The sequence below is a fragment of the Bacillus sp. FSL W8-0640 genome, assembly GCF_038007725.1.
GTDB classification, from domain to species: domain Bacteria; phylum Bacillota; class Bacilli; order Bacillales; family Bacillaceae_G; genus Bacillus_A; species Bacillus_A cereus.
The window spans coordinates 1064857-1084528 of record NZ_JBBOXT010000001.1 but is presented as its reverse complement, the minus strand read 5'-3'; the positions used below and the strand labels follow the sequence as shown (position 1 = coordinate 1084528).

Here is a 19672-nt window from a genome sequence, read left to right as displayed (position 1 = left end):
ATTTATAACACTAGACCAAAAATCATTTTAGGATAATATGCACTCATCTTTTCTCTAAGTTTATCAAGTTCTTCTTTATTTAATGTCGTATGCTCCCCGTGCAAGTTAAGAGCATCCGCTCCATCTTCATGAAAATAAACTGTAACATATAATGCCGGTAACCCTATATTGTCTTCATCTATTGATAAGACGACATCTGGTGTTTTATTAACAGTGCTGAATGTTTCATTTCTTTTCCACTTCTTATTTTGAAACATGTCTTGTATATCATGTATCTTTCGTTTGTTATCTGTATGCGTAAAATATATAACATTATCCTCAGCCGGTTTTCCGATAGACAAAATTGTACGACTTGAGGGCGATCCACTGTTACACGCTGTCATTCCGACGGCGAAGCTGAGTAATAATACAACGTACATTACCCTTTTCATTTCGATTAGCCTCCTTTTGAATATATATATTCCTTTACGAGGGGCAAATGTCCTGTGATTTTATGTTTTGTAGTAAATGAAATTATATGAGCGATTTTTCAGTTATATCAGCGCAGCTCGATTTATATCGGCGATTTTCCAAATATATCAGCGCAACTCGGTTTATATCGGCGATTTTCCAAATATATCAGCGCAACTCAATTTATATCAGCGATTTTTCAGTTATATCGACTTACCGACAAAACCTGACAATCTACGCAAAAAGAAAGAGGCTGCCCGTGATGGCAGCCTCCCTCATTTTTAGAAGAATAAATGTAAGAAATCTTCTGTTGTAATGTTACCGAAGTAACGTGCGATATCTACGCCTTCTAAAGCTACAGTGAATGCACCTTTATCGAATTGAACGCCTGTTAGACGCTCTTCGATATCATGAACATCTAGTGAACCGAAAAAGTCGCCGTAAATTTTACATTCTGTTACTGTTCCTTTTTTCACTTCAAGACGAACGTCAACTTGTCCAACTGGGAAGCGGTGTGAATGTTGTAAGTTGAACTTCGGTGATTTTCCGTAGTTCCAATCCCAATTTTGGTAGCGTTCTTCAGAAAGTTTATGGATTGCTTTCCAATCCTCTTCTGTTAATTCATACGTTGGGATTTCTGTTTCTCCTTCGAAAATTGTTTCTAGAAGAAGTTGTCTAAACTCTTCTGTCGTCATTTCTTCGTTTAGAAACTCTGTAATGTTCGCAACGCGGCTACGGATTGATTTAATACCTTTTGATTGAATCTTATCCATTTTTACTTTTAATGCCGATACGACGTGATCGATTTCAGAATCAAATAGTAACGTACCGTGACTGAACATACGACCTTTCGTTGAGAACTGCGCGTTACCTGAAATTTTTCTACCCTCAGCTAAAATGTCGTTACGACCACTTAGTTCTGCATTTACACCTAATTTACCAAGCGCTTTCGTTACAGGCTCAGTAAATTTTTTGAAGTTGCTGAAACTGTCTCCATCATCTTTTGTAATAAAACTGAAGTTTAAGTTTCCTAAATCATGATATACTGCGCCTCCGCCTGATAGACGACGAACGACATGAATACCTTTTTCTTTTACGTAATCTGCATTAATTTCTTCTACTGTGTTTTGGTTTTTACCAATGATAATCGAAGGCTCATTAATGTAAAACAGTAAATATGTTTCGTTAATATCTAAATTCTTCACACAATATTCTTCAATCGCTAAGTTTATTCTAGGATCTGTAATCCCTTTATTATCAATAAATAACATCGTATCACCTCATGAGTTCCATACGTAACCACTATGCGCTAACGTAATATGGCCACTGAAAATTTGTTTTGCTTCTGTTACTAAATCAGATGGGTTGCCTGTATGCGGTAAGTGCGTTAATAAAAGTTCTTTTACATTCGCATCTTTTGCAATACTTGCTACTTCTGTACTATTCATATGCCCTGCTTTTGCAGCCTCTTGATGTGCATACATATTACACTCACAAATGAAAAGATCAGCATCTTTCGTGAATGGAATGAATTCAGGAATATAACTTGAATCAGCGCTGTATACTACAGCATCATCTCCAGCTGTAATACGCATCGCAAAGCATGTAACAGGATGAACAGTTTTTAAGAACGAAATCGAGAATGGTCCAACTTGAAGTGTTTCTTCTGGATTGTACGCGATTCCTTTCGTATGTGGTTCATGCGTTAAAGAGTTGAATCCATTCTCATCAAACGTATGACCGTATATTGGTAATTCCGGTAGTTGCCCCTTCGTCCCGCTCGTAATTAATCTCGCATATTGCAATACCCCAATGTCTGCAACATGATCATGATGATAGTGTGACAGTACAACTGCATCTATATAAGATGGTGTTATATATTTTTGAAGCTGTGCTAGTACACCACTACCACAGTCTACAAGTAAACGAAAACCATCGTGTTCAAACAAATACCCCGACGTTGCTTCTCCCGCTTCTGGAAAGCCGCCCCAAAAGCCGACAACAGTCATTTTCATATGTATCCATCCTTTCTAAAACCGAGTAGAAATGCATGTTTTACTTACATCCTACATTGTTAACTATAATCCATTTCCTAAACTTTTTCATTAATTTTCAATTTTGTTATAAAACAGTTGTTGACTTTTATTTTTTGTACTAATACAATGATAGTAAGAAATGGAAATGGAGGGATTGACATGATCGATCAACCAATGGAGTTTTTCAGAAATTTACCGACGAAAACTTGTGCACACTGCGGGAAAGAAATTGATGAGCAGCACGAAGCATACCATAACAAATGTGACGATTGCGTTCACGAAGAATAGTAGTTTGTGAACATAAAAAAACCTAGCAGACATAGTCTACTAGGCTAATAACATCTTATCCTTCATCGTTGAACCTTTCACCAAGAGCTCCAGTTCAAACTCATACAATTCTTTTTTTCGATAATTTTTCGTATGGATTTTATCCATCATCAGGTCGACAACTTTTCGGGCCATTTCATCAATTGGCTGTTCAATTGTCGTAATACCTGGTTCTGTAATCTGCGATAATATTTGATTATCAAAACCGATAACAGCGAGATCATCTGGAATGCTCCAGTTATGGCGTTTCGCCTCTGAGATAATTCCAGCTGCTACCTCATCGCCTCCTGCCAAAATCGCGGTAGGATTTTTTTTGTCCTTTAATACTTCATGGAATATTCGTTTTCCATCTTCCCAAGAGAAAGCGTTTTCAAGAAAGTCAATCGCTTCTACTTGGCGGCTCTTCTCAGTTATTGCACGTAAAAAGCCCATTTTTCGCTGCTGGCTAACGACTTTGGTTTCGTTACCACGGCAAAAAATAAGATTACGATATCCTTGATCTAACACATGCTTCGCAGCTATGTATGCTCCTTGCGCATGATCAAACTTCACTGTTGGAATATTTGCTTCCTCAATATATTCATTACACAACACGATTGGACCGTGCTGTAAGTATGGCTCTACATCTTCCCACGGATTTTCTAGTGAACATAGAATAATCCCATCTACTTGTTTCGTAGATAATAATTGTAAATACTCCATCTCTTTTTCCGGTAAATATCTTGTTTGACAAATAATCAGTTTATATTTATGTTCAGAAGCAGCAATCTCGATTGCTTCAATAAATCTACTGAAGAAAGGATTTGTAATCCTTGGAACTAGCACCGCAATTGTTTCCGTTTTTTGTTTACGAAGCCTTCTCGCCGCAGAATTAGGAACGAAGCCTAAATGCTTCATTGCTAATTGAACCCTTTTTTTCTTCTCATCTGAAACATATGGATGATTATTAATCACCCTAGAAACCGTTGTCCTTGATAACCCTGCTAATTTCGCCACGTCCTCTATAGTCGACACGAAATTCTCCCCCTTTGCATGAAAACGTTTTCTTAAATTGATTATATAGTATATTATTGGAAACTGCAATATCGGTTGTTATGATTTTACTATATTAATATTATACATAGGTAAAAGTCTGTTAATACATGGGCAATATACTGCTTTTAGAAATTTACGTTATGTACATTCCTTTTCTTAATACCATATATCCTTTATTCAATATAAAACCCCATCAATACGTCATCTCCATATGATCCATCTTCATACTTTATTTGCTTTCTTTGTCTTCCTTCTTCTACAAAACCCATACGTTTGTACACTTTAATTGCCCGATCATTAACAGAAACTACACCTAAACAAATTTTCTCTAAACCTTTCTGCCCTTTAGCCCAACTAATAAGAAATTCAATTAATTTCGTGCCGATGCCTTGATTACAATACGCCTCTTTAATCCCCATTCCCATTGTGCCTGCGTGTTGTAACCGTTCTAGTTCATATCGGTTGAAAAGTAAAAAGCCTACCACCTTATAATCTACTTCATACACAATATAAAGATTACCTTTCTCATTACTTTTCCGTATCTTTTCTCTTTCTGCATCAATATCATTCGGTAATTTCTTTGGAGATACTATGAAAAACTTTGTAGTATTTTCCGATAATATAATTTCTTTTCTAATGTTCATTATTGCTTCTGCATCAGCCTCTTTTGCTAATCGTATCATTGAATCACCTCGTACTTTTTCTTTTAAAAAATAATATTAAAACTATAAAACGTCCAATATGCAATATTGCATATTGAGAATCTTTTTACTCTTGATACAATATTCATACATCAAAATAAAAGGAATGTATGCAATGAATCCAATCTTAACAGCTGCAAAACAACTATTACATAAAGAAGAAAAGATTTTATCTACTTTAAAATGTTCACTTACTGGCTATATGATTACGCATAAAGTCCCGTATCCTGGCATGTTACTTGCTACTAATAAAAGACTTCTCTTTTTTAGCCAATATAAAAACACATTTATTGCCGAATTTGATTATGAAAAAATTCTATCCATAGAAACGAAGAGAAGAATCTTTGACAAAAAAATAATATTTTACTATGAAGATGAATATATAACGCTTGGGTACATTACAAGTTCGAATGTTGAAGCGTTCATAGACTTACTACAAAGAAACAGCAAGACTAGCACAGGCTTATAATCAGCGGGGATCCCCTCGCTGATTCATTATTTTAACTCCTCCCACTTCGTCCAAACTTCTCTCCCGTTTATACGGTACATATTATCCTCTCTATCCATAAACCTGTGTACAATAAATTCACGTCTAATTGTACAAAAATCATCATGATATTGTTTTATAAATGTATTAATTTCTTTTTCTGTATATTGATTTCCAGCATCTAACTTGCTAATTAAATGCTCTAACAATACTAGTTTCTTCTTCTTTTGACCTGGAATCGATTTTAAACGATCCTCTTTATCGAAAAAGTTACGAATGGTCGTATCACGGAATTTCATTTCACTTTCAGTCATTTTTTATCCTCCATCACTTTTTTTCTTTATCTTTTCACTTAAAATATCAATAAAGTAATATCCACCCATTAACACATAGTAGAACGTAAGTATTCCAAATGCATCTTTCATACTTGTATATACTTCTTTATCAAACAATATAGGTGAAAGGGCATAAACAAGAAAGATTATTAGCGGATTTACGATAAAATAATAAGTAAGATTGCCTTTCATCATATCAACTCCTCTACCCTATGTTTCTCTGTAAATTGTTGTAATTCCTTTTCTTTCGTTTCTATAGCTTTTAGAAAGATTTATAGATGAACTAAGGAAAAGATGCCCTCTATTAAAATAAAAAAGCACCAAAAAGGTGCTTTTATCTACGCTTCAACCGATTGATTTTCAGCAACATTTTTAAATTGTCGTTTGTGCATCAAAGTTAAGGAAGCGATTGTTCCAAGTGATAATACAACGATAAAGATCATGAGCATTCCTATGTTTTGCCACATGAAGTCAAAGTCTCCACTCGATACGACTGCTTTCAATCCTGATACAGAGTATGTCATCGGTAACCAAGCATTGAATGGTTGTAAAAACTTCGGAATCAACTCTAACGGGAATGTTCCAGCACTTGTTGTAAGCTGCATAATTAATGTGATGATGGCGATAAAACGGCCTGCATCACCGAATGCTGTTACTAAACATTGAATTAATGCGATAAATGCTAAGCTTGTAACGATGCTAAAGAGTATGAAGTACGGAATACTTTGTACTTCTACACCTAATCCGAACAGTAATATAACATCTGCTACTATCGCTTGAATAATACCGACCGATAGTAAAACACCGAACTTACTAATAAACCAGCTAAACCCTGATTTTGGAACACCGACTGTATCACGTAATGGATATACAATTGATAATAGTAATGCCCCAACAAATAAACCGAGTGATAGGAAATACGGCGTAAATCCGGTTCCGTAGTTTGGCACTTCCGCCATTTTCTCCGTCTTCACTTTTACAGGACTTGCAAACATATCATACGTTTTATCCGTTCCTTTTACTTCACCAGTTTTCTCTGCCCCTTCGCCAAGCTTCTCAGCAAGTTCACCTGAACCATCGTTTACTTTAACGAGACCATCTGTTACTTTTCCTGAGCCGTCTGCTAGTTTATTTACACCGTCGATTAGCTGGGTTGAGCCAGTTGATAATGTGCCTAAGCCTGTTGTTACTTGACCGGAGCCGTCTGCTAATTGATTTACTCCACCTGCCATTTGATTTGCTCCTACAGATAATGTACCCAAACCGCCTGTTACTTGGCTTGAGCCATCCGTTAATTGGTTTACTCCTGCAGATAATGTGCCTAAACCACCTGTTACTTGGCTTGAGCCATCTGCTAATTGATTTACTCCTGCAGATAATTGACCTAATCCATCTGTTACTTTTCCAGAGCCGCTTTGTAATTGCGTTACTCCATCAATTAATTGAACTGATCCATCTTTTAATTTATCAGCACCTATTTTTGCATTATCTAATCCCTCACCAAATCCATGAAATTTACTAACAAATTCATTTTGTGCGTTCGTTAGTTTCTCAACACCACCTGCCAGAGCTTTCATCCCTGCTGGATTTGGTAATTTATTTTGCAATCCATTTGTTGTTTGATGTATTTCGCCCTTTAATTGTTTTACTTCTTCATTTAGTTTATTTGTTCCACCTGCTACTCCGGCAGCCTTTTGCTGAACTGTCGCTGTACTTTTTACAGCACTTGTTATGAACGGTTGTAACTGCTCTTGATATTCTTTTGGTAAACTTTCAATTTGCTTTTGTAAATTCGCTACATCTTGTGCTGCAGTTTTAGCATCTCCTACTGTTGATTGCGTAAGTTCATTTAACTGATTTATATTCGCCCCAGCTCCATCTATTTTTTCATTTACTGTATTCAATATAGAAGGAACTTTCGACTGCATTTCCTCTAAGCCTGCAGCAGACTTTTGTACGTTACTATTTAAATCTTGCAATCCCTTTTGAATTTCTTGAGACCCTTTTTCTAATTGACTTCGCCCTTCAACAAGTTTTCCCATACCATTTGATAGATCAGTTGTTCCTGTTTTTAAATCACCGGATTTACTTACTAATTTGTTCAAGCCACCGGTCACTTTCTCAGATCCATCACGCAATTCACCCGTTTTGCTATTTAATGTATTTAAACCTGCTGTTACTTTTCCGGAGCCATCTACTAATTTTCCGATACCTGCATTGCTATTTAATACATGTAAACCATCTGTTACTTTTCCGGAGCCATCTACTAATTTCCCGATACCTATTTGCATTTCACCGGTTTTGCTATTTAACGTATTTAAACCTGCTGTCACTTTCCCAGATCCATCAAATAGTTTCTCAACTCCATCCTTCATCTCCCCAGACTTCCCTTGAAGTGTATGAAGGCCATCCGTCACTTTACTTGAACCATCATGCAATTCACTTGATCCGTCGTGTAGTTTACTTGCCCCTTCTGATCCATCTGCTAATCCTTTTGAGACATCTTTAATAGAATCGAACATTTTCTCTGCATATGTTTTTGTTAACGTGCTTGATACTTCAGTTTTAATCTTTTCAATGGCTGTTCCTCCAATTTGTGAAGATAAGAAGTTTAAGCTTTCGTTTGGAATGTACTCTAAGTTTAATGGCTTTGGATTGTCTTTTAGTAACGTTGTAGCGTTACTTGAGAAGTCATCTGGAATGCGCACTAACATGTAATACTTTCTACCTTCCATTCCTTTCTTCGCTTCTTTTTCACTTACGAACTCCCATTTAAAACTTTTATTATCTTTTAAATTATCAACGAGCCCTTTTCCGACCTCAATTGATTTCCCATCAAATACTGCGCCTTTATCTAAATTGACTACTGCAACTGGTAAGTCATCTAACTGTTTATACGGATCCCAAAAGGCCCACAAAAACATCCCTGCATATAAAATCGGTACGAATAAGACCGCAATAATTGGAATTAATATTTTTTTACTTTTTATAATTTCCGTGAACTCTTTCCGAAGTAACTGATTCCCTTTCATAATTTCTCCCCCTTTTATAAAATGACCAAAATGTTCATATAGTCATTTTTACCCAAACAAAAAGGCTATACTTGTTCATACATATGCCTTATCCCCGAATTTATTACTATGCAACTTTTTCTTATTATGATTATAATTTTTCTATATCCCCCCTTAACTTAAATATATGACCGTATTGTTCATTTGGTCATTTTTTATAAAATTAAAAGGATTATCTTAGTTTGACAATCCTTTTAGTAAATAAAGTTCAAATAACTCTGCAATTTTTTCTTTTTCTAGCGGTTCGTGATTTTTTTCCCAATCAAAAATAAGCGATACATATAGACGAAGCATAATAAATGCTGTAATTTCTGGATCACATTTGCTAATTTCACCTTTTTCAATCGCAATCTTTAAATACGATTGAATAACAGAAACGATTTCCACATCAACTTGTTGCATCACTTCTTGTACTTCTTTCGTTCCCATATCGCGCTCTTCTTGAATTAATTTAATCATGAGCTGATGTTCTTTTCTAAATTCCAAGATGCTATATAATGCTCTATGTACATTTTCAAAAAATGAAACATCTGAACGAATTGCACTTTCTGCAACTTGCTTCATTTCTGTAATTAAATTAGAAATAATTTCACCAAATAACTCTTCTTTATTTTTGAAAAAAGTATAAATCGTTCCTTTCCCTACATTCGCTAACTTCGCTACTTGATCCATCGTTGTTGCTTTATAGCCGAACGCTGAAAAAGACTTTGTTGCAGCCTCAATAATAGAACGTTTTCGATCTATTGCCACATCATCACCTCCAAAAATGACCAATTGGATAATATAGTCAATCAGTACATCTTTGATATTACCACACGCTTACATTCTATACAAGTTCTCTTTTTATTATTTCCAGTATAAAAAAATTTCAGTCAGTGTATATCATACTTTCCATAGTTTATCAGAAGAAAAGAGAAAAGGAAAAGATGTTCTAGAGATATACATCTTAAGAACACCTTTTTGCTATTTCAACATAGAAAGCATAATTTTCTCTAATTCTTCTTTATTTACATTCTTATCGAATACTGCTTCTCCTGGGTTCTCTAAACTATGATTAATAATAACGATTTGGTATGCACTATTTTTCCCTTTTGCTGGAACAATCATCTTCATACCTTGTAAATTACTATCCGAGTGATGAGTAGCGTAGAATATTTGATTACCTTCTAATTCGTACTGTTCAATATTTTCTTCTACAACAAATAAAGCATGGAACGGATCTTTACTTTCTCCAAATACTTGTGATTGATAAGTTGTATAGTTTCCTTTTCCGTTTGTATACTCTAATTCTATAATTAACTCGGGTCTTCTCTTAATAAAACAACTTACCTTTTCATCCTTTAGATCGTAGCCTTCAATTGTGTAAGTTGGCTTCTTAATTTGAAAATCTACATGTTCCTGCGCTTCCTTTACCGTGTAATTTAAAGATTCTTCCACTTTGTCATTAAACGGTTTTGATTGATCATAAAGTGCATATAATTTTTCACGATCAGCTTCTGTTAAACGTTCTTCCCTAAAAAATATTGACTCGTAGTCAGAATCTCTCGGAGCACCTTTTTTCTGTATATTAATAATTTCTTTATACAACTTTATGTACTGTTGGAACTCATCTGTTGTTAAAGCCTTTTCAGCTAAATATAAATAATCTGTCTTATTTTCATACACTCTTGCTGAATACCTATATTCTTTTTTTGCATTTTCTTCTGTACCAAACAGCATATCTACAGCATTTTGGAAAGCATCCTTTGACTGCTCTACTTTATCCTCTTGCTTTTCTTTTCCTTCCGTTGCACGTGCGTTGAATAAAGAAAGAGATGCTATAGCAACTATGACAATAACTCCAAGTAAAGAAAGACGATACGATTTCTTTTGGAATTTTTTAATCATAATGATTCTCCTTTTTAGTAATCGTTTATTTCTACTTAAATTTGCTAGGCTTGGTACTTGATAGGAATAGTGTTCTAAAAGGGTAATAATTGTATGACCGTATGCAATTTGTTCCTCTTTATCTATAAAAGTAAGTGCATATGCATCACAGGCTAATTCTTGATCTTCTCGCATACAAAAATAGGCGTACCAAAGAATTGGATTGAACCAATTTAATAGGATTAAACTGTACATAATCCAATTTACAGCTACATCGTTTCTCTTAATATGAGCTAACTCATGGTAAAAGACATATTGTAATTGTTGTTCATTTAATACTTTCATATGTTTTTTTGATAGTAATACTTTCGGGCGAAAGAAACTAAAAACCGTTGGACTTGCAATCTTTCCTGCAAGACGTAATGAAACTGCCTTCTTCATTTTCATAGACTGCTTACAGCGATTAAACACTGTAGTGACCTGTTCGTCCGTAATATCCGGTTGTTTCTTTATGTAAGAATATAAACGTCTATTTGTAAGAAACGTGATGGCTGCTAATATGATTACCCCAGCTAGCCACACATACAAAGCAAGTTTGTATAAAGAAAATGTAGTCTGTTTTTCCGAACTGACTTTTACTTCCGGTTCGCTAGTTTTTGTCACCATTTTAGAATTTGATTCCAATTCCACTTTTCGGTCGCTTTCTATGTTCACTATATTCTCAGTAGCCGGCATATTTTTTGGAATAACTTCCGATACGCTAGAACTATAAGAAAGTAATGAGTAAATGCTATAAGAGCTATCTGGCGACCACGGTAAAAGGAGTCTTATCATTAATACGATCCACAGCATATATTGCCACCGGGGGGTTAATTTATTTCTAAATAGAACTTTTATACATAAAATAAATCCGACTAATATGCTAGCCATAAGTGACGTTTCTATAAGCCAATCAAAAAAATGAGGAAGGTATACATTTATAAGCGTGTTTATCATTTTTATCAATCCTTCCTCTTATTCTCCTCTGTCTTCTCATCTAAAATGCGTTTTAATTCATTAATATCTTCTGAAGATAAATTCTCCTCTTTTAAGAAATTAACAAGTAATGGCTTAAACGCTGCACCGCAAAAACGTTTTAGTAAAGATTTCGTTTCCACTTGCAAATAATTATCTTGTGATACTAACGGGTAATAAGCGTACATACGCCCTTTATCTTGATGGTAAGAAACGGCTTCCTTTTGCACTAATCGATTAATTAATGTGCGGATTGTTTTCGGTTTCCAGTCCATTGCATCTTCCAGTTCTTCTATAATTTCATTCGCTGTTTGCGGAGAACTCGACCAAAGTACTTTCATAATTTCTAATTCCGCTTCAGATATTTTAGGTAATTGATTTGTCATCGTATGTTTCACTCCTAAGTATTACATTTGTAATCCATAATTAAGATTACAAATGTAATACTTAATTGTCAACCATATTTTAGAAAAATTAATTTCAGCTAAACCTTACTTCACAACAACAAAATTCCTCTTTTTCAAATAATCAAATAAAAAAACAAGAAAATCTTTACAATTAATAGTAATATAGAAAATAGACAAGTTTATCAAAACAGTGGAGGCTTTTTCAGTCATGATGCGTGCACTTCGTTTAAATATAAAGCAAGCTTTTTGTAGTCGTATTTCTTTAATTATGATGCTTAGTGGATTCGTTCTTATTTGCATTTATCACTATTATTATGTAATTCGTTATTTAGGAAACGCAGCAAATGGTCCTATATCAACAGATTTAAAATGGATTGGATTTCGCGACAATGAAATGGATGTTTATTTATTATTAATGCCAGTTATTGCGAGTTTCCCCTTTAGTACAAGTTACAATTCGGATAAGTCCGATGGTTTTAAACCGTTTGTGAGTAAGGGGATTTCTATATTTCCTTATTCAGTAGCGAAATATATCGTTACGTTTTTTTGCGGAGGATTTCTTTATACACTTCCATTCATCTTATCGTTATTATTTTGCAAATTAACCATTCCAGACGGAACACCTACGGTTGGTTCAGGCATCATAAATGCTGATGGAATGTTCGCAAACCTATATTTTGATGCGCCTCTCACTTACATTGCTGTATATATCGGAATTAATTTTTTATTTGCAGGTTTAATGGCCCTTTTAGGACTTGCTGCATCTGTATGGTCACAAAAAGACTATATGGCAATTCTCTTTCCATTTGCAGCCGCCTCCATTCCTTACGTCCTGCTAAATACAATACTTCCTTCAATAGGCGGAGCACCTTTTCATTTATATGATCCGAAACAACCATTGCAAGGCATGTCACCATATATTTTAATGACGCAATGTGCTTTCTTCCTTTTCGTTAGCTTACTTATGTATATACAAGGAGTAAAGCGGGATAGAAAAAAATATAAAAGAAGACTGCAAAAAAGAGAGCGGTGTAGAAAAGCGTTTCAAGTATAATAAAACCCTAATTTCCTTACTATATTGGAAATTAGGGTTTATTTACTATTCACTTATGGCGTACCTGCCAACCCCCATAAAATAACGACCGCTACAAAATAAATCGCTTTAATACCTACAACTAAACATAATGAAACAATTGCATATTTACTTAATTCTCTTCTTGCACCTATTAAAGTGAAAATAACCGCCAAACTAAATGTTATATAAGAAGCTGCTGTATGTATTAAGTTATACGTAATATCTAGATTGCTTGTAAGTCCTGTTATATCAGCTACAAACTGAAGCATGATGATCGTACTAAAAAAAATTGCAAACTGATTCATTACCTTTCCATTTATTTGTAACTGCATTGTTGTCCCCCTTATTAAAAACTAAATATTCAATCAATTTTATCATTAGATTACAAAAAAAGGAATCATCTCTTTATACTATTCTATAACGATGCAAAAAAAGAACGCTTAGTCACCTAAGCGTTCCCCACTTTAAGAAGCCTTCTTCAAATCAATTTGAGCAAGTACTGGGTCGTGGTCACTTACACGTCCGTGTTCTTTCATAATGTTTGAGTTTAAGTGTACTGGGTCTACAATTGTGTGTGGTGCGATATTGTTTGTTACTAAAATATGATCTAACACTTGTGCATTTCCTTCGTGAATGTACGTGTAACGATTCTCTTTCGGCACTGTGTTTAACATATCTTTTAAGATTGTTCCCTCTAGTGTTTTTAGTGGTTTAGAGAATTCGAAATCGTTCATATCACCTAACACAACAACTGGTGCATTTGTATTCTTTTTCTGAATTCCTTGCACGAAATAATTTACTTCTTGTGCTAACTGAATTCGTTTGTCTTCACTCTTTAATACGAGCGGCTGCACTTTTCCAAATGGCGTTGCATCTCCTAGTTTTGAGTTTAAGTGATTTGCAACGACAACAATGTTTTGTCCTTGGAACGTAAATTCTGCCGCTAGCGGTTTACGTGTACTTTCAAACAATGGATTTTCGTCTCCAATACGAACAACATTCTTATCAAGTAACTTCGGTACCGTCGCTAATTTCACGCGTGATGGATTATAGAAGAAGCCGACGCGAATATTCGCTCCTGGTGCTCCTCCATCTTGATTATTGTTTGGAGCGATTTCTACATACTCATACTTCGGTCCACGAATTTCTAGAACTGCATCAATGATACGTTTTGCGCTTAATGACGCATCTGTTGTACCGTCATTAATTGATCCGTTATTATCTTGCATTTCCTCTACACCGATAATATCTGGCATTTTTAAATTGTATTTAATAGAATACGCTAACGCTTTTACTTTTTCATCTGTTGTTTCTTTTTTATTCGCCGAGAAGTTTTCAATGTTATATGTAGCAACCGTTAACTTATCAAGACGTGGCTGAATATTTGCCCCTACTTGCTTAAATCCACCATCCACTACAGCTGGCAGTTCTGTTATTGGCGAAATACGGAAAGAACCGTAATCATATCCTACTACCCCTGTTATATCTCCAGTAAAAGTATCTCCTACTTTTGCTACATAATCGCGAGGTACTTTTACAGAAAGGCGCTCTGGGTTTAATTGATTTTCATCTAATAGAGGTGTGCCATATTGTGTTACTATTTTATCTCCACCATTTTTTACTGTTACATATAAATTTCCGTTTTTCTGAGGTGTAATAATTTTTGGTGTTGGCATCGTAACACGCATACCTTCTATACTTTCATAGAAGTCGATTGCATCTTCATTTGGATCAAATAAACCAAATGCATCATTATCAATAATCTGGTCCGGGATTTTCACACCGTTTTCCCCAAGTACAATCGGTGCTGGCAAAGATTGATCTTTTGCGATTACAGCAACGCGGCTCGCTTTAATTTCAGTCGTCGTTAAGTCTGTTTCAAATCGTTCTGCATATCCTGGTCCAACATATTCTTCTACTACTCCATCAACTTGAATAAGATCTCCTACTGCTACATTCACATCTTTTTTATATACGTACATACCTTCTGAAGTAGCTGGATCATTATCTGGCTGATTATCTTCTATATAAAAGCCGTTTTTATCAAGCGCTGTGACAACGCCTTCCACATTGTTTACTTTCTTCCCGTTGTAAGGAGACATATGTGATTTCCCTTGAATGTCATGAATACGAACCTGTTCATTATTTACGATAATAAATGAAAATGTCGAAATTGCTGAAGGAGTAAGTCCTTCTTTTTCTGCGATTGCTTTCACTACACTATTTTCATTCACTATAATTTGTCCATTATAACGAACGCTTTTATTAGTAGGATTAGAGCCATCTAACGTATAGTAGATTGTTGCGCCTTCTGTATTCGTCGTTAATGTTATCGCTGTTCCTTTAGCAACTTCTCCACCGTTCGGTGAAGCTACTACATCGCTAACACGGTTTTGTCCTTCACCTTGAAACTTATAAGCTGTTACTGATTTTAGACCTGGGTTACTAAAATATAATTCAAGGGTCCCAGTCAAACTAACTTTCTTCCCGATATTTTCAGGGTGATCTTTTACATTCACTGCCGTTCTCACATCACCTTTCGGTAACTGAACGGGCATGATTTTGTCTGGATTCGTTTCGTTTGGCGAATCTGCAATTGCTACGTTTGTATCATCAAACTTAGCTGGATCCTTCGTATATTTAGAAGAACTTTGCGTATATCCAACAATATATCCTTCTACTATCCCCTTCGTTTTCCCTTGCTGCTTAAATACTTGAATTGCTTTTTCTACTGACATAGAAGCAGTTTCTTCTGCTTGCGCTAAAGTTCCAGTAAATGAAAGCAATAGCAAGAATGATAAAAAGACACTTAACAATTTCTTCACAGCCATTTTCCTCTCTCTATTTCATATTTTCTCAGCATTTCTATCATAACAAATGATTCGTTATATAGAACTATATTTCGACAAATTTTACAAAAGATTTATTTAATTTACAAGCTTTCAAACTATAATACAAAATAATAATTTTACACCTTCTACAAATACACTCTATAATGTTAGAGAGAGAAAACAGAAAATATCGACATTTAATTGGCATGTAAAATGGATTCATTTGAATAGGAGTGATTGGATGGAAGTGCAAACAGAAACATACCGCGCAGCTATGAATGGAACATTAGAACGTCATTTTTCAGATATGATTGCCGTTATACCAACTAGAATTACAATTGAGCAGTTAAAACAGCGACTAGAAACGATCGCTACTAAAGTTGATGATTTAAAAATTGTTTATAGTGATGAGACAAGCCTTATTGTTGAATTACATATGGGTGAAACAGTCATACCGTATGAACTGCATATTGATGAACCGAACGATCCAGAAGGATATAAAATGTACAATAGACAAGATGCTACAATCGTAGATCGTAATTTTGAAGATGCAGCTTTCGGCACTGAAATTTTCACTCGTACGCTATTTGTAGGCGATGTACTGGACTGCTTTTTCCAGCAGTTACAGTTCTTATGGAATCTCGCCCCAGATTTGTTATTTGTAATCGATTCAAGTGCAGCAATGAAAGTGATATCTAGAAGCTATATTGAATATCACGTTGAAAATGAATTATTACCTGACATTCCTGACTTATACGTTATTCATTCCGTTTATGAAGACGATAAAGACGGTGAGCCTACGCAATATTGGTTTCATACACACGGTCTTTTAAGAGCAGGCGTAACTGAAATAGAGTTAATTATTCCAAATCGCATTTCTTCCTACTACGGCATTAGCGATCTCTTTCAAACATTTGCTAATAATGCCGTTGAGAATGGACAAGTCCCTATGAATGAGCCTATCGTTATCGCGCATAGTCAGCAAGGTTCTATACATACAGTCGCTGTTCCGTGGGAAAAAGGATTATCTTATATAGGGCATAAAACGAGTATGGACCAATTATCTTCAATCGAAGATGAGGAAGTGAAACTACAACCAATAGATGCACAAAATACATTCTTAGGCGGAATGGATGCCCGAGATGAATACCATCAATCTCCATCCGTTCTCTTATTCAAATTTAATACTTCAGAAGAATATATTGAAAGTTTTTTCAAAGAACACGAGGAAGCTACAGGGCTCATGTTCTATAAAACAAATAGTGAAACCGATCGTATGGCTTACAATGCGAAAAATACTTTTGGGTATTTCAGCAACATTTTTCACATTGAACAATCAAATGAAGATTTTCGTTTCCTTGCTAAGTTTGGTGTCTCCTACGAAGAAGGAAAAAGTGAACATATGTGGTTTGAAATGCAAAACATTACGGAAGATTTCATTCAAGGAATACTCATTAATGAACCATATTTTATAGAAGATATGAGTGAAGGAAATAGTTATCATTTAGATTTTGATAACTTAACAGAGTGGGTTATTTATGCAGGAGATGCTGTTATAAAGCCAAATAACTTATATATGTTTATTGGCGAATAAGTATTTTATATAATAAACGAAACGCCTTCAATATGATTGAAGGCGTTTCTTATAATTTATTGTGCGATTAATTCAGCATCTATTACTTTCTCCAAATGAGATAATACACGCTTTGCAGCTTCCTCACCTTGATTAATACAGTCTGGAAGTCCAGCGCCAGCATAGGAGCTACCTGCCAAGTATATACCTGGCAACTCTTTCTCCATAAATGTTGTGAGCTGTTTCATTCGCTCGTTATGGCCTACTGTATATTGAGGCATCGCTTCTTTCCAGCGACTTACGATTGTAAACTCTGGATCCTCTGTAATATCCATCGTCTTCTTTAAATCTTCTAGTACGAGCTGAACGAGTTCTTCTTCGGTTTGTTCTACAACCGCTTCATCACCAGCACGTCCAACGTAACAGCGAAGGAGTGTTTTTCCTTCTGGCGTTGTATGCGGCCATTTTTTATGCGTCCACGTACATGCTGTAATGGTGTAATCGCTATTTCGTGATACGACAAATCCTGTACCATTAATATCGCGCTGGATTGCAGACTTTTGGAAAGCAAGTGCCACATTCGCAACGGATGTGGATGGAATATTACGGAAGAAACGAAACTGCTTGTACTGAGCAAACATGGACGGCAATACTTTATGCGAAGTTGCCACTACGATGGCGTCCGCTTCTATTTCTTTTCCGTTACTAAGAGTAATTGTATAACCATCACCCTGTTTTGCAACTTTTTCAATGCGAGTTCCCTTTATTATCGTACCTTCATGCATCTTTGCTTCGAGAGATTTTACGATAGATTCTAAACCTGTTTTCACTGTTTGGAACATTCCCTTTTTCGGTTCAGCTTTCTCTTCTTTCGGAGCGAGCGTACGCATACCGAGTGAAATACTGCGATGTTTCTGCTCAATCTGATACATTTGCGGGAATGTTGACATTAAGCTCATTTCATCAATATCCCCTGCATAAATACCCGATAGTAACGGTTCTATTAAGTTTTCAACCACTTCGTTTCCAAGACGATGTCTGAAAAATTGTCCGAGTGATTGATCAGATACTGGCTTTGACCTCGGCATTAATAGATCAAAACCAGCTCTTAGTTTACCAATTGGAGAGAACAGCCCGGAAAATAGAAACGGCGTAATTTGCGTTGGAATTCCCATCATTGATCCGCTCGGCATTTTATGTAACCGATTGTTTACGAGGATAAATGATTGACCGGCTTGATTATTTACAAGTTCATCGCCAAGACCTAATTCTTTCACTAATCTAGCTGCACTTTCTTTTCGTGCTAAGAAAGAATCCGGTCCGCGCTCAATTGTAAATCCATCTTTTCGAACGGTTTGAATTTTTCCGCCAAGTTTACCCGATGCTTCTATAAGTAATGTATCAATCGGCAAGTTTTTTTCATGAATATTTTTTTGTAAGTTATACATTGCTGTTAATCCAGTGATGCCTCCGCCGACGATCACAACTTTTTTCCTCAAGCAGGCTCCCCCTTTCTTCTTACAGTACAGATTCTTTTTTCTTTAATACAACATCTGTTAAACAATCAATAAATGCGTCCGATGCATTTGGCATTTCTGGACGATAATATTTCGCACCAATTTCATCCGTTACAACTTTACACTCAAAGTCGTTGTCATATAAAACTTCTAAATGTTCTGCAACAAATCCAACTGGTGCATATACGAATGAAGTATAACCGTGCTTTTCATTTAGTTCTCTCGTTAAATCTTGTACATCTGGACCAATCCAAGGATCTGGTGTGTTTCCTGCACTTTGCCAGCCTACTGCATAGTTTGCTACTTCAGCTCCGCGCGCGATATAATCCGCTGTTTCATTTAATTGATCTGGATATGGATCGCCCATTGCAATAATTTTCTCTGGTAAGCTATGTGCAGATACGATTAATACTGCTTTTTCACGCTCTGCATCTGACATACCGTTATATATACCTTTCACTGCATCAACCCAGTACTGGATGAATTTCGGCTCTTTATACCAGCTATCAATGCCGTGAATTGTTAAGTTTCCAAGTTTCTCAGCTTCTTCTTGTGCTCGTCCAACGTATGATTTCACGCTAAACGTAGAATAGTGAGGTGCAAGAACAAGTGCGATTGCATCTTGTATTCCGTCGTTATGCATATCTTTCACCGCATCTTCAATAAACGGTTCAATATGTTTTAAACCAAGATACATATGGTACTCTACTTCATCTTGTACTTCATTTAAACGCTGTTCTAACTTCTTAGCTTGCTCTAATGTAATAGTAGCTAAAGGAGAAATACCACCAATTGCACGGTAACGCTCTGTTAAATCTTCCAGCATTTCAGGACTTGGCTTTCTTCCTCTACGAATATGTGTATAGTAACGTTCAATATCTTCTTCTTTATATGGCGTTCCGTATGCCATTACAAGCAAACCAATTTTCTTTTTCATACAGCAATTC

Annotated in this window: 19 protein-coding genes; 4 read left to right on the top strand and 15 right to left on the bottom strand. The window is 35.6% G+C overall.

Translation table 11 applies throughout. From position 1 onward, the window contains the following. Window positions 1-2: 2 nt before the first annotated feature. The 3 genes from N2V80_RS05655 to N2V80_RS05645 form a co-directional block, all read right to left on the bottom strand. Window positions 3-431 carry a hypothetical protein gene (locus N2V80_RS05655; protein WP_000832615.1) on the bottom strand — a complete coding sequence of 143 codons (429 nt, stop codon included), beginning with the start codon at window positions 429-431 and terminating at the stop codon, window positions 3-5. Between the two features lie 300 nt (window positions 432-731). After that, on the bottom strand, window positions 732-1721 hold the full coding sequence (locus N2V80_RS05650; protein WP_061655449.1) for a lipoate--protein ligase: 990 nt from the start codon (window positions 1719-1721) through the stop codon (window positions 732-734). A 9-nt stretch (window positions 1722-1730) separates the two neighbouring features. Next, window positions 1731-2465: an MBL fold metallo-hydrolase gene (locus N2V80_RS05645; protein ID WP_061655448.1), complete on the bottom strand. Its 735-nt coding sequence runs from the start codon at window positions 2463-2465 to the stop codon at window positions 1731-1733. Between the two features lie 180 nt (window positions 2466-2645). Between N2V80_RS05645 and yhfH the strand changes: the two genes are divergently transcribed. After that, on the top strand, window positions 2646-2774 hold the full coding sequence (gene yhfH / locus N2V80_RS05640; RefSeq protein ID WP_000567010.1) for a protein YhfH: 129 nt from the start codon (window positions 2646-2648) through the stop codon (window positions 2772-2774). A 39-nt stretch (window positions 2775-2813) separates the two neighbouring features. On the opposite strand, the gene N2V80_RS05635 is transcribed toward yhfH, so the two are convergent. Further along, window positions 2814-3827: a LacI family DNA-binding transcriptional regulator gene (locus N2V80_RS05635; protein ID WP_000103715.1), complete on the bottom strand. Its 1014-nt coding sequence runs from the start codon at window positions 3825-3827 to the stop codon at window positions 2814-2816. 194 nt (window positions 3828-4021) lie between these two features. Further along, entirely contained in the window at window positions 4022-4531 is a 510-nt protein-coding gene (locus tag N2V80_RS05630; RefSeq protein WP_000620017.1) for a GNAT family N-acetyltransferase, read from the bottom strand. 133 nt (window positions 4532-4664) lie between these two features. Here N2V80_RS05630 and N2V80_RS05625 point away from each other — a divergent pair, with 133 nt between their 5' ends. Beyond that, a complete protein-coding gene (locus tag N2V80_RS05625) occupies window positions 4665-5018 on the top strand; it encodes a PH domain-containing protein (protein ID WP_001068217.1) in 354 nt (117 codons plus the stop codon). A gap of 26 nt (window positions 5019-5044) precedes the next feature. Here the strand turns inward: N2V80_RS05625 and N2V80_RS05620 are convergent, their stop codons facing one another. From N2V80_RS05620 to N2V80_RS05595, 6 genes are all read right to left on the bottom strand, one after another. Continuing rightward, window positions 5045-5350: a DUF2087 domain-containing protein gene (locus tag N2V80_RS05620; RefSeq protein WP_000140286.1), complete on the bottom strand. Its 306-nt coding sequence runs from the start codon at window positions 5348-5350 to the stop codon at window positions 5045-5047. A 3-nt stretch (window positions 5351-5353) separates the two neighbouring features. Beyond that, window positions 5354-5566 (bottom strand): hypothetical protein, encoded by a 213-nt coding sequence (locus N2V80_RS05615; RefSeq protein WP_001986098.1) that lies wholly within the window; start codon window positions 5564-5566, stop codon window positions 5354-5356. A 143-nt stretch (window positions 5567-5709) separates the two neighbouring features. Then, window positions 5710-8403, bottom strand: a complete 2694-nt coding sequence (locus N2V80_RS05610; protein ID WP_061655447.1) for a YhgE/Pip domain-containing protein — start codon at window positions 8401-8403, stop codon at window positions 5710-5712. A gap of 216 nt (window positions 8404-8619) precedes the next feature. Beyond that, on the bottom strand, window positions 8620-9192 hold the full coding sequence (locus N2V80_RS05605) for a TetR/AcrR family transcriptional regulator (RefSeq protein WP_000963381.1): 573 nt from the start codon (window positions 9190-9192) through the stop codon (window positions 8620-8622). A gap of 213 nt (window positions 9193-9405) precedes the next feature. Continuing rightward, a complete protein-coding gene (locus tag N2V80_RS05600) occupies window positions 9406-11304 on the bottom strand; it encodes a M56 family metallopeptidase (RefSeq protein WP_033667011.1) in 1899 nt (632 codons plus the stop codon). Window positions 11305-11309: 5 nt separating this feature from the next. Next, entirely contained in the window at window positions 11310-11708 is a 399-nt protein-coding gene (locus N2V80_RS05595) for a BlaI/MecI/CopY family transcriptional regulator (protein WP_061655446.1), read from the bottom strand. Between the two features lie 229 nt (window positions 11709-11937). Between N2V80_RS05595 and N2V80_RS05590 the strand changes: the two genes are divergently transcribed. Further along, on the top strand, window positions 11938-12783 hold the full coding sequence (locus tag N2V80_RS05590) for a hypothetical protein (protein WP_000984174.1): 846 nt from the start codon (window positions 11938-11940) through the stop codon (window positions 12781-12783). A gap of 53 nt (window positions 12784-12836) precedes the next feature. Here N2V80_RS05590 and N2V80_RS05585 read toward each other — a convergent pair whose 3' ends face one another. Together N2V80_RS05585 and N2V80_RS05580 are read right to left on the bottom strand one after the other, a co-directional pair. Next, window positions 12837-13136, bottom strand: coding sequence for a hypothetical protein (locus N2V80_RS05585; protein WP_001176844.1), 300 nt, complete (start codon window positions 13134-13136; stop codon window positions 12837-12839). A gap of 132 nt (window positions 13137-13268) precedes the next feature. After that, entirely contained in the window at window positions 13269-15635 is a 2367-nt protein-coding gene (locus N2V80_RS05580) for a DUF6359 domain-containing protein (RefSeq protein ID WP_061655445.1), read from the bottom strand. Window positions 15636-15876: 241 nt separating this feature from the next. On the opposite strand from N2V80_RS05580, the gene N2V80_RS05575 reads away from it, so the two are divergent. Then, window positions 15877-17229: a DUF4026 domain-containing protein gene (locus N2V80_RS05575; protein WP_000453718.1), complete on the top strand. Its 1353-nt coding sequence runs from the start codon at window positions 15877-15879 to the stop codon at window positions 17227-17229. A 56-nt stretch (window positions 17230-17285) separates the two neighbouring features. Here the strand turns inward: N2V80_RS05575 and hemY are convergent, their stop codons facing one another. Beyond that, window positions 17286-18707 carry a protoporphyrinogen oxidase gene (hemY, locus tag N2V80_RS05570; protein ID WP_061655444.1) on the bottom strand — a complete coding sequence of 474 codons (1422 nt, stop codon included), beginning with the start codon at window positions 18705-18707 and terminating at the stop codon, window positions 17286-17288. Between the two features lie 19 nt (window positions 18708-18726). Continuing rightward, a complete protein-coding gene (gene hemH, locus N2V80_RS05565) occupies window positions 18727-19662 on the bottom strand; it encodes a ferrochelatase (RefSeq protein ID WP_000726800.1) in 936 nt (311 codons plus the stop codon). Window positions 19663-19672: the final 10 nt, after the last annotated feature.

Coding starts and splice junctions, on each gene's coding strand:
- N2V80_RS05655 (WP_000832615.1), bottom strand. CDS start 431: ATGAAAAGGGTAATGTACGTTGTATTATTACTCAGCTTCGCCGTCGGA.
- N2V80_RS05650 (WP_061655449.1), bottom strand. CDS start 1,721: ATGTTATTTATTGATAATAAAGGGATTACAGATCCTAGAATAAACTTA.
- N2V80_RS05645 (WP_061655448.1), bottom strand. CDS start 2,465: ATGAAAATGACTGTTGTCGGCTTTTGGGGCGGCTTTCCAGAAGCGGGA.
- yhfH (WP_000567010.1), top strand. CDS start 2,646: ATGATCGATCAACCAATGGAGTTTTTCAGAAATTTACCGACGAAAACT.
- N2V80_RS05630 (WP_000620017.1), bottom strand. CDS start 4,531: ATGATACGATTAGCAAAAGAGGCTGATGCAGAAGCAATAATGAACATT.
- N2V80_RS05625 (WP_001068217.1), top strand. CDS start 4,665: ATGAATCCAATCTTAACAGCTGCAAAACAACTATTACATAAAGAAGAA.
- N2V80_RS05620 (WP_000140286.1), bottom strand. CDS start 5,350: ATGACTGAAAGTGAAATGAAATTCCGTGATACGACCATTCGTAACTTT.
- N2V80_RS05615 (WP_001986098.1), bottom strand. CDS start 5,566: ATGATGAAAGGCAATCTTACTTATTATTTTATCGTAAATCCGCTAATA.
- N2V80_RS05610 (WP_061655447.1), bottom strand. CDS start 8,403: ATGAAAGGGAATCAGTTACTTCGGAAAGAGTTCACGGAAATTATAAAA.
- N2V80_RS05600 (WP_033667011.1), bottom strand. CDS start 11,304: ATGATAAACACGCTTATAAATGTATACCTTCCTCATTTTTTTGATTGG.
- N2V80_RS05595 (WP_061655446.1), bottom strand. CDS start 11,708: ATGACAAATCAATTACCTAAAATATCTGAAGCGGAATTAGAAATTATG.
- N2V80_RS05590 (WP_000984174.1), top strand. CDS start 11,938: ATGATGCGTGCACTTCGTTTAAATATAAAGCAAGCTTTTTGTAGTCGT.
- N2V80_RS05585 (WP_001176844.1), bottom strand. CDS start 13,136: ATGCAGTTACAAATAAATGGAAAGGTAATGAATCAGTTTGCAATTTTT.
- N2V80_RS05580 (WP_061655445.1), bottom strand. CDS start 15,635: ATGGCTGTGAAGAAATTGTTAAGTGTCTTTTTATCATTCTTGCTATTG.
- N2V80_RS05575 (WP_000453718.1), top strand. CDS start 15,877: ATGGAAGTGCAAACAGAAACATACCGCGCAGCTATGAATGGAACATTA.
- hemH (WP_000726800.1), bottom strand. CDS start 19,662: ATGAAAAAGAAAATTGGTTTGCTTGTAATGGCATACGGAACGCCATAT.